Consider the following 16,908-nt stretch of genomic DNA (forward strand, 5'->3'; position numbering starts at 1 on the left):
TACCTCGCAGGCTCATCTCTGCCGGTATCCCGCCCTCACTTGCTCTTGTCAACGTTTCAGGAAAACACTGCCGTGCCGATAACGGGTGTAGACGGCACCGCCATGTCGCGTGGCTCCAGCATGCCGGCGAGATAGGCTTCGCGCCCTGCCGTGACCGCCTTTGCAAAGGCACCGGCCATGATGACGGGATTTCCGGCACCAGCTACCGCCGTGTTGAGCAACACCGCGTCGTAGCCGAGCTCCATGACGGTTGCGGCATGGGATGGCCGCCCAAGACCAGCATCGACGATCATCGGCACCTCGGGAAAATGCGCCCGCATGGAGCGCAGGGCTGTGATATTCAGCGGCCCCATGGCGCTGCCAATCGGTGCGCACCAGGGCATCAGCACCTTGCATCCGGCATCCACGAGCTTTTCACCCACCACCAGATCATCGGTCGTGTAGGGAAACACCTCGAAACCCTCATCATTCAGAATGCGCGCAGCCTCCACCAGTGCAAAGACATCTGGCTGAAGCGTATCGTGGTTGCCGATCACCTCCAGCTTGATCCAGTTGGTCTTGAACACCTCCCGCGCCATCTTGGCCGTCAGCACGGCCTCCTTGGCGGTGTGGCAACCTGCCGTATTGGGCAGAATGTGTCGGTCCAGCTCACGGATCAGCTCGAAAAACTGTCCGCCCTGCCTGCCGCCTGCCATTTCCCGTCGCAGCGAGATCGTGAGAATATCCGTCTTGGCCGCCCGCACCGCATCCGCCAACACGGCTGGCGAGGGATAGCGTGCCGTACCAAGAAGCAGCCTTGATCCGACCTCGCGTCCATAGAGTTTCAACATCGCCTATCCTCCCTGCATGGGTGACAGAACTTCGATCCTGTCGAATTCCTTCAATGAGAAATCGTTGCGATCCTGCGCATGGACGAGATCGCCATTGACCGCAGTCGCTAGCCAATCGCCCTCATAGTCAAGCACGGCCAGAAGCTGTGAAAGTGTGGCGGTGGCAAGATCATGCTCTTGCCCGTTGACGAGAACTCTCATGGGAAACCTCCTTGGAAACCAGGCTATCGGCGGCCTGCCGCGCCATGGTCGGCGACAGCAGAAATCCGTGCCGGTGCGCGCCGTTGATAAAGACCGTGCCGCCTTTTTCGGTGACACATGGAAGATTGTTAGCGAATGCTGGGCGGATGCCGGTGCCCGTTTCGATGATCTGCGCCTCCCCAAACGACGGATGCAGCGCGTAGGCCGCATTCAGCAGCTCCATCACAGAGCGCGCCGTGATCGGCCCCGCCTCATCCGTCTCGATCATCGTTGCCCCCACCATGAACCGCCCCGTTTCTCGCGGCACGATGTAGAGCGGAATCCGCGGATGAAGCAGCCGCACGGGACGCGAGAAGGTGACTTCATGCGTTGCGAGATACAGCATCTCGCCGCGCACGCCACGAAGTCCGGAAAGCTTGCCGGTTTGCGCATGGCCGGTGCAATCGACAACGCGATCAAATGTCGCGTCATCTGTCGGCCCCTCACCAAGATGGAAGCGAACTCCCATGGAAAGGAGGCGTTGGCAAAGTGCGACAAGAGCCAATCGCGGATCAAGATGACCCTCCTCGGCAAAGAAGAGGCCGGTTCGAAACCGCTCTGCGAGATCCGGCTCAAGCGCCGCAATCTCGTCCTCATCCACCCAGCGATACCCCGTGGTACGGGAGGCGAAGCGGGACAGCTCTGATCTGTCCCGTGCCGGCGCCACGACCAGCGTGCCGTTGCGCACCACCAGCCCCGGCGTTGCCTCGTCCCACCAATCGAGTGCTGATTGGCCTGATGTGAGCACGGCTTCCTCGGCGCTCTCGCGTTCGCACCACGGCGCCAGCATGCCGCCCGCATACCAGGACGCACCGCGCCCCGGTTGGATCGCGAGATCGCAGACGTCTACCTCTACGCCACGACGTGCGAGTTCGAAAGCAGCCGTCAGACCGACGACGCCAGCGCCTTTGACGAGAACCCGCATCTCATTCTCCTGCGACCGGCTTTTCCAAGGGCATATAGAGGTCACCACCCTGCTGGAATTTCTGCGCCATGGCCTCCAGACCTTCCTTCTGCGCTTCGGCGCGGATGTCGTGCGAAATGCGCATGGAGCAGAATTTCGGCCCGCACATGGAGCAGAAATGCGCAACCTTGTGGGCTTCCTTCGGCAAGGTCTCGTCGTGGAACGAGCGCGCCGTTTCCGGGTCGAGCGACAGGTTGAACTGGTCCTCCCAACGGAACTCGAAACGGGCGCGAGACAAAGCATTATCGCGGATTTGCGCTGCGGGATGGCCCTTGGCAAGATCGGCGGCGTGGGCCGCGATCTTATAGGTGATGACGCCGACCTTCACATCGTTGCGATCCGGCAGACCCAGATGCTCCTTCGGCGTGACATAACATAGCATCGCAGTCCCGAACCAGCCGATCATTGCGGCACCGATGCCGGAGGTGATGTGGTCATAGCCGGGCGCGATATCGGTTGTCAGCGGTCCAAGCGTATAGAAGGGCGCTTCGCCGCAGACCTTCAGCTGCTTGTCCATGTTTTCCTTGATCTTGTGCATCGGCACATGGCCGGGGCCTTCGATCATGACCTGACAATCTTTCGCCCAAGCGATCTGCGTCAACTCGCCCAGCGTTTCCAGTTCGGCAAATTGTGCGGCATCGTTTGCGTCGGCAATAGAGCCGGGCCGCAGCCCATCGCCCAGCGAAAATGAGACGTCGTAAGCGCGGCAGATGTCACAGATCTCATCGAAATGTTCGTAGAGGAATGATTCCTTGTGGTGATGCAGACACCACTTGACCATGATCGAGCCGCCACGCGAGACGATACCGGTCACGCGATTGACGGTCAGCGGAATGTAATGCAGCCGCACACCGGCATGAATGGTGAAATAATCCACGCCCTGCTCCGCCTGTTCGATCAGCGTATCGCGGAACACTTCCCAGTTCAGGTCTTCGGCAATGCCGTTTACCTTTTCCAGCGCCTGATAGAGCGGCACAGTACCAATCGGCACCGGTGAATTGCGGATGATCCATTCGCGGATATTGTGGATGTTGCGACCGGTGGACAGGTCCATGACCGTGTCGCCACCCCACCTGATTGCCCAGACCATCTTGTCGACCTCGTCCGCCATGGAAGACGTGACGGCGGAGTTGCCGATATTGGCATTGATCTTGACGAGAAAATTGCGCCCGATGATCATCGGCTCTGCCTCGGGGTGGTTGATGTTGGCGGGAATGATCGCCCTGCCCGCCGCCACCTCTTGGCGCACAAATTCTGCAGTGACGAAATCTGGAATATTTGCTCCAAAACTCTCGCCATCACGTACCAGCTTGTCTTTCGCCGCCTCGCGCCCGATGTTCTCGCGAATGGCAATGTATTCCATCTCAGCCGTTATGATGCCCGCCCTTGCATAGGCAAGCTGCGTCACCGCCTTGCCATCCCTTGCCTTCAATGGCTGATGACGGTGAGAGAACTCCGGCGTCAAACGCTCACCGGTGGCAAAGCCATTATCCTCCGGTTTGACGTGGCGACCATCATAAGCCTCGACATCGCCCCGCGCGACAACCCAGTCGCGTCTCAGGCGGGGCAGACCGCTTTCGATGCTGACGGCGTGGGATGGATCGGTGTAGGGACCGGAGGAATCGTAGACCGTAACCGGCGGTTCGCCCGCGGTCGGATGCACGGCGATTTCTCGCATGGGAACACGGATATCAGGGTGGATGATGCCTGGCTTGTAGACCTTGATCGAAGCGGGCAGCGGACCTGTGGTGACGACAGGGGTGATATTTTTAGCGGCAATGTTCATCGTGAGGCTCCAAAGCAAAAACAGTGGAGACCCAGTTCGAGCATGAAAGACGAAAAACCACGGGACGAATTGCACTCAATTCGGCACGACCGAACTGCTGTTCCCGCGTTTGCACCGTCCCTACGCCAGTGTGAACTGGATCAGGTTCATAGGGTCACTGCGCGCGATAGCAGTATCTCAGCCCCTTGACGGGACCCCCCTGGTGAATGACGCAATCAGAGACCCGACACACAATTTTGTCAAGCCATCTGTGGAGACTGTTGAAAAGCGAAAAATTACGCTAAGTTAACCTATCCATTTATTCGAATGTTATTTTTTCGAGCTTAACTCGAAGAATGCGCTATGATGACGCGGCATGAAGGGAGACTACTGAGAATGAATTCAACTATTCGTGAAATACTGTCGAAATTCGGTCAACTCCCCGTGCCGGTCGATACAATCGAAGATGGGGCTGACCTTTACGCCGCCGGGCTTTCTTCTTTCGCGTCCGTACAGCTGATGCTCGGCATCGAAGATGCATTCGATATCGAGTTTCCAGACAGCATGCTTAACCGTAAGTCTTTTGCGAGCATCAAGGCCATAGAAGACACGGTCAAAACCATTCTCGATGGTAAAGAGGCAGCCTGATGAACATGTCGGTCGCCCCGCCTGATGCTACGTTGACAGCGCGCGCCTCCCGCGTTGCGACCATCGCGGCACGGCATGCCGACGACGTTGATACCGCCGGACGATTTCCCATGGAGGCCATCGACGCCCTGCGCGCCGAACGTCTTTTGGGAATACAGGTGCCGCTTCACCTCGGCGGCGAGAGTGCCAGCATCGCGCAAATCGCCGATATCTGCTGCATCCTCGGCCAATCCTGCTCTGCAACCGCGATGATATTCGCCATGCATCACATCAAGGCATCGAGCCTGGTGGAACATGGCGAAGACAGCGAATGGCACATGGCCTTCATGCGCCGTGTGGCCGCTGAGCAGCTGCTTTTGGCGTCCGCCACGACAGAAGGCGGCATTGGCGGAAACATGCGCAATTCCATCTGCGCCATCGAGGTCAACGGTCCCGATTGTACGCTGGAAAAAGACGCGACCGTCATTTCTTATGGCACGCACGCCGATGCCATTCTCATCACCTCACGCGCCAACGCAGCGGCTGCACCCGCGGATCAGGTCATGACGGTTTTCCTGAAAGACCAGTACACGCTGGAGCGAACCCATATCTGGGATACGCTGGGCATGCGTGGCACCTGCTCCGATGGCTTCCTATTCAAGGGCAAAGCGCCCTCCGAGCAGATTTTCTTCAAGCCTTTCGCTGAAATCGCCGCGCAGTCCATGCTGGCCACATCACATCTTTTGTGGAGTGGCGTCTGGTACGGCATTGCCTCCGATGCGGTCTTGCGGGCACAAGCCTTCGTTCGTGCCGCCGCCCGAAAATCGCCGGGTGTCGCCCCACCGGGTGCTATCCGTCTGGCAGAGGTGTCGAGCAAGCTGCAGACCGTCAAATCGAACGTCATTGCCGGCCTCAAGGCCTATGAAAGTACCAAGTCGGATCCCGACAAGCTGATGTCGATGGGTTTTGCCATCGCCATGAACAACGTCAAGATTTGTTCGTCGGAAACCATTCTCGAGATCATCAACCATGCCATGCTGATTTGCGGCATCATGGGCTACAAAAATGGGACACCTTACAGCCTTGGACGGCATCTGCGCGATGCGCATTCGGCGCAACTGATGATCTCCAACGACAGAATTTTGAGCAATTCTGCCAATCTCCTGCTCGTTCAGAAGCAGGACACCAGTCTTTCGATATAAACTCTGGCCTTTCAGGATAACACCATGGACATGCAAACTACGTTTCTGGATCGCCTGTTTGACAAAGGCCTGCTGATCGATACTGGCGTTGATGGCCTTTATGGCCGCAGCGGACAGTTCGAAGACGTCATTTCCGGCTTCGAGCGCCTGATCGGCACGGTCGGCGGTGCTGACAAGGCCGAAGTCATTCGCTTCCCGCCCGGCATCAACCGTGCTTACTTCGAAAAAAGCGGTTACATGAAAAGCTTTCCGCAATTGGCTGGCACCGTCCATTCCTTTTGCGGTTGCGAGCTGGACCACGTCAGCCTGATCAAGAGCATGGATGAAGGCGCAGACTGGACGAAAGACCAGAAGATTACCGACATCGTGTTGACGCCTGCAGCCTGCTACCCGCTTTATCCGACGATTGCAAAACGCGGAAACCTGCCTGCCAATGGCGGTCTCTACGACATACAGTCGTACTGTTTCCGCCACGAACCCTCCAAGGATCCGGCCCGCCAACAGCTTTTCCGCATGCGCGAATATGTCCGCATGGGCACCGAAAGCGACGTCACGGAGTTCCGCCAGCTATGGATGGATCGCGGCGTCGAGATGATGGAAAAGATCGGCCTTGATGTGAAGCTTGAGATCGCCAACGATCCATTCTTCGGCCGCGCTGGAAAGATGCTGGCCAACAACCAGCGCGACCAGAACCTGAAATTCGAATTGCTGATGCCGGTCACATCCACGACCAATCAAACGGCTTGCATGAGCTTCAATTACCATCAGGACGCCTTTGGGGCAAAGTGGGGCCTCAACCTTGCAGATGGCACGGTTGCGCACACCGCCTGCGTCGGCTTCGGGCTGGAGCGCATCGCATTGGCACTGTTTTCAAAACATGGACTGGATGTCGAGGCATGGCCGCAGTCGGTCCGGGACACGCTCTGGGGCTGAGGCGGCATGACGAGCATTTTCCAGGCCCTGAACGCTGAAACATACGTTCCGCATTCCCTTCACGCGCTGGAGCGGATGTGGCCGGAAACCAATTGCTATGTCGATCTGTGGATCGAGCTTCTGGCTTCCAGCGGTTTGCCGCCAGAAGCCATGCTCGGCTTCACACTGACGCAGGATTTCGAGGGTGACCAGTTCACCTTTTTCAAAGTGCCACTCGAAGACCTTGAAACACTCTATGGCATCCGCGTCACAGAACTCGCAATTTTCGACAGGCTCGAAACCCATATCGAGATGCAATTGCAGCGCGGTCGCATCTGTCTGATCGAGATGGACAGTTTCTATATGCCCGACACGCATGGCACCGCCTATCGCAAGGAGCATGGGAAGACGACGGTCGCCGTCAACCGGATGGACGTGGCAAATCGCAGGCTGGAATACTTCCACAACGCAGGCTATTTCGCGCTGGAAGGCGACGATTTCTCAGGTATTTTCCAGCATCATCTAACCGATAACGATCCTCCCTTTTTGCCCTATACCGAATTTGCCAAATTCCCGGAAAAATCTTTGGGCGACAAGGAGAGGCGGACCGCGGCAGAGCGCCTTCTCGCTCTGCATTTTACCAGACGCCCGCAAATCAATCCCATCAAAACTTTCGCCGAAGTTTTCCCGACGCAAGTGGCAAAAGTGGCCGACCGTCCCTTCAGTTTTTTCCATAAATACGCCTTCAACACGCTTCGCCAGTTCGGTGCCAATTTCGAACTCGCAGCAGCCCATCTGGAGTGGCTGGGGGGCGAGCAGCGCTACGGCCACGCACCGAACCACGCGCGTCGCATATCGGAAGTCGCAAAATCTGTGCAGTTCCAGCTTGCCCGCGCCATCGCCCGCCGCAAGTTCGACACGCTGGCAACTGCCCTCGACCCTGCCATCGCGGCCTGGTATGAGATGATGACCGAACTCGACGACGCGCTCAGCAAGACGAGCGCCGCGGCGTGACCGCTCCTGCGCTTCTCCACCCTGCGAAAGGGCAATTGTTGAGCGAGGGGTGGACCCTGACGCTCACCGAACCTGATGCCTTTGAGACACCGATGGAGATACCTGTCGATGCAGAGGCCATGACGGCGCCCGTGCCCGGAACCGTCGCGCAGGCCTTGGACGTACTCGGAAAATTCGATCGGCTCGATCCGAAGCCGCTGAATATTCACGACGCGTGGTATCAGTTGACGCTGATCTCCGAACATGTCGGGCCCGCCACTCTCCGCTTCGAGGGGCTGGCAACGGTCTCGGAAATTTTCCTGAACGGCAAACGTGTTGCCCACTCCGCCAGCATGTTCGAAGCACTGGACGTACCATTCGACCTGTCTGGCGCGGACGAACTGGCCATCTGCTTTAGAGCGCTTGCACCGCGTCTGGAGCGTCCCGGACCGCGGGCGCGCTGGCGTCCGCAGATGATGAATTCACAAGGGTTGCGGTTGATCAGAACCACCGCACTTGGGCACATGCCAGGCTGGTGCCCGGAAATCCATGCCGTCGGCCCTTGGCGACCCATCCGCTTGATCCGTCATGACGAACACATCTTCGACGTTTTGGCGTTCCAATCGGAACTGAACGCTGAGAGCACGGCAACCCTGCGTCTCTCTGTCAAAACGAACCACGATGCGTCCACCGTCGAAATTACCTGCGGCGATGTTTCCGCACCCCTTACTTCCAACGAGAAAAACATCTTCGAGGGTGTGTTACGATTAGACAATATTGAACCTTGGTGGCCTGCAACGCATGGCACGCCAACGCTGCATGATGTTGGTCTACGCATTGATGGGCGAACATATGCTCTCGGCAAAACCGGATTTCGCCGCATCGAGATAGATGAGGGTATCGATGGCAAGGGTTTTGGTCTGAAAATCAACGGCGAGCCTGTTTTCTGTCGCGGCGGCGTTTGGACAAATGCCGATCTCGTGCGCCTTCCGGGCACTCGTGCGGATTATGAGCCCTGGCTTCGTCTCGCCGCCGAAGCCGGTATGAACATGATCCGCATCGGTGGCACCATGACCTATGAAACACCGGACTTCTTTGCTCTGTGCGACGAGTTGGGCCTGATGGTGTGGCAGGACATGATGCTCGCCAATTTCGATTACCCGACGAAAGATGAGACGTTTCTCGCCCACATCGAGACGGAAACAATCCAACTCCTTCAGAACACCGCGCTTTCCCCATCGCTTGTCGTTGTTTGCGGCGGCAGCGAGATGTATCAGCAAGGCGCGATGCTCGGATTGTCGGAGCGGCTTTGGAAAGGCGCACTGACGGAGGAGTTCCTACCGCAGCTTACGGCTCGTTTGCGGCCCGACATTGCCTATGTGCCCAACTCCCCGTTCGGCGGAGCCCTTCCGTTTTTCCCGAACGAAAAGGTCGGCCATTACTATGGCATCGGCGCCTATTGCAGACCGTTGGAGGACGCACGTCGTGCTGACGTCCGCTTCGCAGCGGAATGCCTGGCCTTTGCAAATGTGCCGCAACAAAGCACACTGGACAAACATCTGTCCGCAAAGCCGGTCCACGATCCGCTATGGAAAGCGCGCGTACCAAGGGATCGCAACGCGTCGTGGGATTTCGAGGACATCAGAGATCATTATCTCCAGCTCCTCTACAGGCTAGACCCGTCCACCTTGCGGCGTGAAGAGAGCGATCGATATCTCGACCTATCGCGGGCCGTTACGGCCGAAGTAATGGAAGCAACATTTGCGGAGTGGCGCCGTGCAGGCTCTGTCTGTCAAGGCGCTCTGGTCTGGACCCTCCAGGATGTCTTACCTGGACCCGGCTGGGGCATCATCGACGCGACCGGGGAACCGAAACCGGCGTGGTATGGCCTGAAACGTGCCTTTCGACCTGTGCAGATCACCGTACTGGATGAAGGTACGAACGGGCTCGATATTCACCTCATCAACGAAACACCCAACCCCCAGGATGTCGCGGTCGAGGTCATATGTCTGCGCGACGGACTTCAGCCCGTGGTAACTGGAAAAGCCGCCATAAGCCTTGCTCCCCGCCACAAACAGGTCATCGCCGCAACCGACATGTTCGGTGCTTTTTTCGATACGACCTACGCCTATCGTTTCGGCCCTCCATCTCACAATGTGACGGTGGCGAAGCTCACCGACCAGACGACTGGAGCGTTGATCGCCACGGCATTTCATTTTCCACGAGGACGGCACGCGGCGATGCACCCTGCCGTTTTTCAAACCAAAATGAGCGAGGAAAATCAACGCTGGACGTTGGACGTGACCGCCGACCGTTTTGCCCAATCGGTTCACATCGCGGCCGAAGGCTTCAGACCATCGGATGACTGGTTTCATCTCGCGCCAGGTGAAACCAGACCTGTTGAACTGCGACCCATCAATCCGCAAATCTCCCACGCGCCAAAGGGCGAAATTCGTACGCTTGGTAGCAGCCAAGTCTTCCGTTTTTAAGCAAACCACTATATCGCTTGTTCAAGCGCAAATGCTGGCGATAGGGAAGACCGTAAAGCCTTGAATTTCGGGCTCTATCGCACTTTCAATGAATGACTATATTTCTGACCGACATGCGCCAGGCACGGGACAGTGGCTTTGACGCAATCGAGAACATCGACTACCGTCCTATGAGCGCAATCAGGCAAAAAATATGGGGGATTTTGCCTTTCAATTCCGTTCTCATTTTTTGATTTGGAGCCGTATGATGTCCAGCCCTTACTGGCCTGGACATCATACGGCTTGGCCCGGCAAGGGGTAGCAGTCCTACATGGAAAAAAGTTTAACGCGCTATATCTGGAATCACACTCGGCGGCAGCAGGTCTTCATCCTGCTTATCGTCGCGTTATCGATGATACCGTATTTCCTTGCCTTCGATCTTCCCAAGCAGATCGTCAATGGTCCCATCCAGGGAGACGGGTTCGAAGGCGTCAACTCGACCCAGCTCTTCATGCATTTGACATTGGATCTTCCCTACATGGGACCGATCACGCTGTTTCCGGGTATCGAATTGTCCCGATTTGGCATGTTGATGGGTCTGAGCCTGACGTTCCTTTCCCTCGTCATCATCAACGGCCTCTTCAAATATTACATCAACACCTACAAGGGTCGGCTGGGAGAGCGCTTGTTGCGCCGCATCCGGTTCCAGTTGATTGACCGTATCCTGCTGTTTCCGCCTTCCCACTTCAAACGGGTAAAGGGCGCGGAAATCTCCAGCATGATCAAAGACGAAGTGGAGCCGCTTGGTGGCTTTACCGGCGATGCATTCGTCCAGCCGGCTCTTCTTGGCGGACAGGCGCTGGCGGCACTGTTCTTCATTCTCGTGCAGAATTTTTGGCTGGGTTTGATTGCGGCGTTCATGGCGGCGATCCAGGTTGGTATCATACCCCAAATGCGCCGCCGCCTGATCGAACTTGGCAGACAGCGCCAATTAAGCGCACGGCAACTCGCTGGCCGTATCGGCGAAATGGTGGATGGTATCGGCACGATCCACGCCTATGATACCTCCAATTACGAACGCGCGGATGCAGCCCACCGGCTCGGCGAAATCTTCAAGATCCGCTATGATCTGTACCAGTGGAAATTCATCGTCAAATTCATCAATAATTTTCTGGCCCAGCTGACACCGTTTTTCTTTTACTCGCTGGGCGGTTATCTAACGCTGAGAGGAAGTCTCGACGTCGGTCAGCTCGTGGCGGTTATCAACGCCTACAAGGAACTGCCTGGCCCGTTGAAGGAACTGATCGACTGGGATCAAGCTCGCCAGGATGTTCAGGTCAAATATGAGCAGGTGTTTGAGCAATTTGATTCTCCTCTGATGATCGACGCCAAGATACAGGCGCTATCTCCCGAGGCTGCCGCGGCCATCACAGGACCGATCGTCATTGCCGGGCTGTCTTTGGATGACGACAGTGGCACACGTCTTCTTGAACAGGCGTCCTTGACAATCAATCCAGGCGAAACCATCGGCATCGTAGGCACAGCAGGCGCGGAGGCGCTCGCCGATGCGTTGGGCAGAACGCTGTGGCCAACCTCGGGCAAGATCACCCTCGGCGACACCGATCTCCATGAATTGCCGGAAGCCGTGACCGGCCGCCGCATTTCCTATGTTTCGGCCGATACGTATTTCTTCCACGCCAGCTTGAGAGAAAACCTCGTCTACGGCCTTAAACACGCGCCGTTAAAGCCAAAAGAGTATAGCGGTTTAGACCTCGAACACCGGAAATGGGAGATTCGCGAAGCAAAGCTGGCCGAAAATCCCAATATCGATATCAACAGTGACTGGATCGACTATGCGTCCAGCCCTGCCGGAAGCGATGATGAGGAGAAGTTCCTGAAAGCCATGCTGGCTGTGCTCGATACGGTCCAGCTTGCACCCGATGTTCTTGAGTTCGCCTTGCGGTCGTCCATCGATCCGCTGACTGACCTGCATCTGGCAGCCCGGGTAGTAGAGTTGCGACAGGCTCTGCGCGCCGAGCTGGAACAGGAAAATCTCAGCGGCCTGATCGTGCCCTTCGAATCCGACAGCTACAATGCCGAGGCTACGGTTGGCGAAAACATTATGTTCGGCACCATGCGGGATTCCTCGTCAGGAAGCCGCAAGATCATCGATAGCGAATATTTCCGCACCTTGATGCGCGGCAGCGGCCTGTCCGATACCCTTTTCGACATGGGCTATACAATTGCTGAAAACGTGGTCGAAATCTTCAGCGACCTTCCGCCTGATCACCCGTTTTTTCAGCAACTTACCTTCATGACGGCAGACGATATTCCTGGATATCAGCAGATGCTGCAGCGTCTTCAGGGCAAGAAATACAAGGATGCCACTGACACCGAAAAACGCGCCATGCTGCGCCTCAGTTTCTTCTACATCGAGCCGCGCCAGCGTTTTGGTCTGCTGACGCAGGAGGTCATGGACAAGATCGTGGAGGTTCGGCACATGTTCCACGAAAAGCTGCCGGACGACCTGCGCAGCTGGATCGAGCCCTACGATCCGGAAAAATACGGCACATCTGCCAGCCTTCTGGACAATATCCTGTTCGGCAAGATCAGCCACCGTTTCCCTGACGCATCGCGACGCATCACCAAAATTGTTGCCGATGCGATGAAGAAGCAGGGCCTTTACGAAAAGGTCCTCGCGGTAGGCCTCGAGTTCAACCTGGGTGCGGGCGGCAAGCGGCTGGGGCCTTTGCAGCGCCAAAAGCTCAACCTTGCGCGAGCCCTGATCAGAAAATCAGACTATTATGTTCTGAACCGCCCTCTTCCAGGCCTCGATCATCGCCTGCAACAGGAAATCGTCGACAATGTCATCGCGTTCTTGCGCAACGATGGCGCCAACCCGGCCGTGTTGTGGGTCCTTTCGAACCCATCACTTTCAAAAATGTTTGACCGTGTTATCGTCATCAACCATGGGTCAATCATCGCTGACGGACCATATGAGACTCTTGTCGAAGAAAACGATACATTCAAGGAAATGATCGCAGCCTGATGGGTTCGCGATGAAACAGGAACACGCACAGGACGAAGCGATGCTTTTCAAAGACGAAATTCAGATGCTCAAACGCGTTCCATTCTTCAGCCAGATGGAACCCTCCAAGCTGAAGCTGCTGGCATTCGCGTCTGATCGGGTATCCTATCACGCGGGCGACGAACTGTTTCGCCAGGGCGACATTGGCGATGCGGCTTACGTATTATTGACAGGCAAGGTCGATGTTCTCATCGATTCTCCGTCGGGACAGATAAAGCTGACCGAGATGAGTGGAAACGCAATTGTCGGTGAGATCGCAATTCTGTGCGATAGCGTCAGGACGGCGACCGTTCAGGCATCCACATCCGTGGAAGCATTGCGCATCAGCAAGGAACAATTCTTCAAACTGATGTCCGACTTTCCCGATATCACGATCAAGGTTATGCGTGTTCTGGCCGAGCGTTTGACCCAGACAACGACGGAGCTCAGCAAAGCGCGGTCCGTATCGAATGCCGAAACGCAACAGTCTTCTCAATAGCCGCGACCAGAAAGAAAAATAAAAGTGGTCCTATTGTCATAAAAATGAAATGTTGAGTGTACTATTGGCGGAGACGAAAGTTGTCTGCCTGAAAATTGGGGCAGAGACAAGAAGACACACGGGCGCCTTTGGGAGGAAACTTGGGATGTTCGTGGCAATTTGGGGTGTATCATGGCGTTGAATTCCGACGATCACCGTCGGGACAATAAGCAGGAATTTAAAGTTAAGATTTGGGGAGCACGAGGAACGCTACCCGTTTCAGGAGACAAATTCCGTAAATATGGTGGCAACACGATCTGCATCGAGGTGAGGTGCGGAGATCACGTCCTGCTATTCGATGCAGGATCGGGATTGCTTCCCGCAGGTCAGGCTCTGAAAGCCGAGGGCATCTGCGACGTCAACATGTTCTTTTCCCACTGTCATTACGACCACATCATCGGCTTTCCCTATTTCAAACCATTCTTCAATCGCCAGAACGATGTGCGCATCTGGTCCGGCCATTTGGCGGGGCAGAAAACGACACATGAGATGATCGCTGAATTCATGAGCCCGCCGTGGTTTCCTGTCCCGCTTGACGTGTGCTGCGCGCAGATCGTTACTGAAAATTTCAAGGCGGGAGATGTTCTTGCCGTCCATCCCGATCTCAACATCACCACCGGCATGCTCAACCACCCTGGAAATGCCATCGGTTACCGCATCGATTGGCAGGGCCGCAGCCTTGCAATCATCACGGATACGGAACACGAAACCGGCAAGCTGGATAAATCGGTCTTGAAGCTCATCGATAACGTGGACCTGTTCCTCTACGATGCAAGCTTCACCGAGGCTGAGATGAACACATACAGAGGCTATGGTCACTCGTCATGGCAGCAAGCCGTTTTGCTGGCAAAGCACGCGAACGCCAAGAGTGTCGGTCTCATTCATCACGCGCCGTTCCGCACAGATGACGAGATTGATATTATCGAGGCAGATGCGCAGAAAGAGTTCCCTGGCATTTTTGCAGCCTGGGACGGGCAAGCGATAGAGCTTTAGACATAGCATATTTGATCGATGCCGATGACGTGATCTCTGATCTCTTCTGATTTTCAACGCATTGGCGTATAGCAACGAAACGCCATAAACAGGGACGTCTCCCCTGGCAATTTGCCGAACTGCGACGACACAAGGCAACTGGAGACACGGGGCATGGCCAACATCCTATCGGAAACGTCGCTGAGACGTGCACGATTGCTGTCCGGCCTCATCATGCTGCTCTTCGTCTTCAGCCACTTATCCAACCACGCTCTGGCGCTGGTGTCGCTTGAGACCGCCGAATACGGCCGCAGATGGTTCAGCCTTATCTGGCTTAATCCTGTTAGCAGTCTGATTTTTTACGGCGCGGTTCTCACGCACATCATTTTGGTCCTGCGGTCCATCTATGTGCGCCGTTCCCTGAAGATGCCGACGCGCGAAGCCCTGCAGATCATCATCGGTCTTTTAATCCCCTATATGATCATCGATCATGCCAGTGGTATCCGCCTTTCACGGATGCTCTACGGCATCGACATCGGATATGAAATCGTCATCAATAACTTCTGGATCCGCAATCCGATGTTAGGCCTGCGGCAAAGCACCGTCCTCATCCTGATATGGGCTCATGGATGCCTTGGCGTGTTCTTTTGGTTGCGCTATCGCGATTGGTACAAGAGGATTTCACCCTATCTGCTGACGATTGCGGTGCTCTTGCCCATTCTGGCACTTCTCGGCTTCAGCGATGCGGGCCGTGAAATGGAGTACAATCCGCCGCCGGCGCGTGTTCCTCATGCCAATCAGGCCGAACTCGAGGCTGTGATCGACGGATTTACAACCGGCGCGAAAACTCTCTTCGGCAGCGCTGTTGTCTTCGTCTTTGCACTTCGCGGCCTGCGCAGTTGGCGCCAACGGGCAAATGCATTCGAAATTCGTTATGAACACGGAGCGCTTGTGCGGGCATCCGCGGGCTTGAGCATCTTGGAGGCAAGCCGGGCGGGCGGCGTATCGCACTTTTCAGCCTGTGGCGGCAAAGGGCGGTGCTCCACCTGTCGGGTGAGGATCATCAACACGCAAGGACCGTTGCCGGAACCGTCTACGATGGAGCGTGCCACACTTCAACGTATCCATGCTGATTCTGATGTCAGGCTCGGATGCCAACTTCGCCCCAAGCACAGTCTGAACGTTGCTCTGCTCCTGGCCTCAAAACAGCAAAACGACATTCCCGCCAGTGGCGAGCCGATCCGACCCGGTCGCGAAGAGGAAATCGCGGTCATGTTCTGTGATCTCCGGAATTTCACCGCATTGTCGGAAGCGCGCCTGCCCTATGACATGGTGTTTCTGCTCAACCGCTACTTCACCGTGGTCGGCCAGGCCGTTGAGCAGGCAGGCGGCAGGCTGGACAAGTTCATCGGCGATGGCGCGATGGCGCTGTTCGGGCTGGATGGCAACAAGGAAACGGCAAGCCGCGATGCCTTGAAAGCCGCAGCACTCATCCTTCGCAATATCGAAGCGCTCAATGAAGAACTGGAAAAGCAGTTTTCCGTCAAGCTGCGCATCGTGATCGGCATCCACGCCGGCCCGTCCATTGTCGGCGTCATGGGTTACGGCGCGGCGAAAACGCTCACTGCCATCGGCGATACTGTTAACGTCGCGAGCAGGCTCGAAAGCGCCGCAAAGGATTTCGATACGGCGATTGTCGTGTCCGAACCGGTCATTGTGCAATCGGGTCAGCCGAAAGGCGTTCTGGAAAGCAGAACGATTCCCATCCGAGGCAAAAGTTCACAGATGAAGGTCTTTCTAATTTCCGAAACCGAAAGCCAGCGTTTCGTGTAGTCAGCCTATATCTTGCGATACAGGAAGTAGCGATCCGTCGGAACAGATGCGGGTACGGGTAGCGGATTGAGCGTTTTTTCCTCCAGCGGCAGACCGCTGATCGCAACGCCGTCCTTGACCAGCATGCCCGCGACAAGCTGCGGCAGCCACGTCAGTGTCACAGCATCCTTCTCCGAATAGCCGGTCCCGATATCGGCATGCACGAGGGCAGCCTCGATCCCGAGATAGGCCTGCGCCGTTTCGGCAATTTCGCCGATCACCAAGTCCTCTTCGGGGGGCACAGAGGACGCATGGGCACCCATGGCCCGGTCAAACGCGACGATGCGACGATCGGGAAAGAGTTCGCGCAGATGGTTGAACGTGCGCCCGTTGCCAAGCCCGACCTCCATGACCGGCCCCGCAGGCAAATTGAGATCGGCATGAACGTGGTTGAGAATATCGCGCTGCGCCGTCAGGCGGCGAATGAAGCTGTCCAGTCTGCTCATCTGTTTTCTTCC

The 16,908-nt window shown here is 56.3% G+C and carries 14 protein-coding genes and 1 riboswitch; of the genes, 9 read left to right on the plus strand and 5 right to left on the minus strand.

Features of this window, described 5'->3' with window-relative positions:
- Positions 1–56: 56 nt before the first annotated feature.
- From RMR21_RS12980 to thiC, 4 genes are read right to left on the minus strand one after another with little or no spacing between them, the layout of a single operon-like run.
- Complete coding sequence (locus RMR21_RS12980) at positions 57–830, minus strand: thiazole synthase (RefSeq protein WP_498668396.1); 774 nt, start codon at positions 828–830, stop codon at positions 57–59.
- A gap of 3 nt (positions 831–833) precedes the next feature.
- Positions 834–1,031 carry a sulfur carrier protein ThiS gene (gene thiS / locus RMR21_RS12985; RefSeq protein WP_498668397.1) on the minus strand — a complete coding sequence of 66 codons (198 nt, stop codon included), beginning with the start codon at positions 1,029–1,031 and terminating at the stop codon, positions 834–836.
- Positions 1,000–1,995 carry a glycine oxidase ThiO gene (gene thiO, locus RMR21_RS12990; protein WP_498668398.1) on the minus strand — a complete coding sequence of 332 codons (996 nt, stop codon included), beginning with the start codon at positions 1,993–1,995 and terminating at the stop codon, positions 1,000–1,002. The genes thiS and thiO overlap by 32 nt, the downstream gene beginning before the upstream one ends.
- Position 1,996: 1 nt before the next feature.
- On the minus strand, positions 1,997–3,820 hold the full coding sequence (thiC, locus tag RMR21_RS12995; RefSeq protein ID WP_498668399.1) for a phosphomethylpyrimidine synthase ThiC: 1,824 nt from the start codon (positions 3,818–3,820) through the stop codon (positions 1,997–1,999).
- A 99-nt stretch (positions 3,821–3,919) separates the two neighbouring features.
- A riboswitch (TPP riboswitch) is annotated at positions 3,920–4,031 on the minus strand.
- Positions 4,032–4,195: 164 nt separating this feature from the next.
- Between thiC and RMR21_RS13000 the strand changes: the two genes are divergently transcribed.
- From RMR21_RS13000 to RMR21_RS13040, 9 genes are all read left to right on the plus strand, one after another.
- Positions 4,196–4,447, plus strand: a complete 252-nt coding sequence (locus RMR21_RS13000) for an acyl carrier protein (protein WP_498668400.1) — start codon at positions 4,196–4,198, stop codon at positions 4,445–4,447.
- The gene (locus RMR21_RS13005) at positions 4,447–5,628 is read left to right on the plus strand and encodes an acyl-CoA dehydrogenase family protein (protein ID WP_498668401.1); all 1,182 of its coding nucleotides are present in this window, start codon (positions 4,447–4,449) and stop codon (positions 5,626–5,628) included. The genes RMR21_RS13000 and RMR21_RS13005 overlap by 1 nt, the downstream gene beginning before the upstream one ends.
- A 24-nt stretch (positions 5,629–5,652) precedes the next feature.
- Complete coding sequence (locus RMR21_RS13010; RefSeq protein ID WP_498668402.1) at positions 5,653–6,561, plus strand: amino acid--[acyl-carrier-protein] ligase; 909 nt, start codon at positions 5,653–5,655, stop codon at positions 6,559–6,561.
- Positions 6,562–6,567: 6 nt separating this feature from the next.
- Complete coding sequence (locus tag RMR21_RS13015; RefSeq protein ID WP_498668403.1) at positions 6,568–7,554, plus strand: DUF1839 family protein; 987 nt, start codon at positions 6,568–6,570, stop codon at positions 7,552–7,554.
- Positions 7,551–10,022 (plus strand): glycoside hydrolase family 2 protein, encoded by a 2,472-nt coding sequence (locus RMR21_RS13020; protein ID WP_498668404.1) that lies wholly within the window; start codon positions 7,551–7,553, stop codon positions 10,020–10,022. The genes RMR21_RS13015 and RMR21_RS13020 overlap by 4 nt, the downstream gene beginning before the upstream one ends.
- Before the next feature lie 310 nt (positions 10,023–10,332).
- Complete coding sequence (locus RMR21_RS13025) at positions 10,333–13,050, plus strand: ABC transporter transmembrane domain-containing protein (RefSeq protein WP_498668405.1); 2,718 nt, start codon at positions 10,333–10,335, stop codon at positions 13,048–13,050.
- Positions 13,051–13,090: 40 nt separating this feature from the next.
- Positions 13,091–13,567, plus strand: a complete 477-nt coding sequence (locus tag RMR21_RS13030; protein ID WP_498668406.1) for a cyclic nucleotide-binding domain-containing protein — start codon at positions 13,091–13,093, stop codon at positions 13,565–13,567.
- Between the two features lie 171 nt (positions 13,568–13,738).
- Positions 13,739–14,599, plus strand: a complete 861-nt coding sequence (locus RMR21_RS13035) for an MBL fold metallo-hydrolase (protein ID WP_498668407.1) — start codon at positions 13,739–13,741, stop codon at positions 14,597–14,599.
- Positions 14,600–14,752: 153 nt separating this feature from the next.
- Entirely contained in the window at positions 14,753–16,411 is a 1,659-nt protein-coding gene (locus RMR21_RS13040) for an adenylate/guanylate cyclase domain-containing protein (RefSeq protein WP_498668408.1), read from the plus strand.
- A gap of 5 nt (positions 16,412–16,416) precedes the next feature.
- On the opposite strand, the gene RMR21_RS13045 is transcribed toward RMR21_RS13040, so the two are convergent.
- Positions 16,417–16,896, minus strand: a complete 480-nt coding sequence (locus RMR21_RS13045) for a class I SAM-dependent methyltransferase (RefSeq protein ID WP_498668409.1) — start codon at positions 16,894–16,896, stop codon at positions 16,417–16,419.
- Between the last annotated feature and the right edge of the window lie 12 nt (positions 16,897–16,908).

The organism is Agrobacterium sp. rho-8.1, assembly GCF_033957725.1.
GTDB lineage: Bacteria > Pseudomonadota > Alphaproteobacteria > Rhizobiales > Rhizobiaceae > Agrobacterium.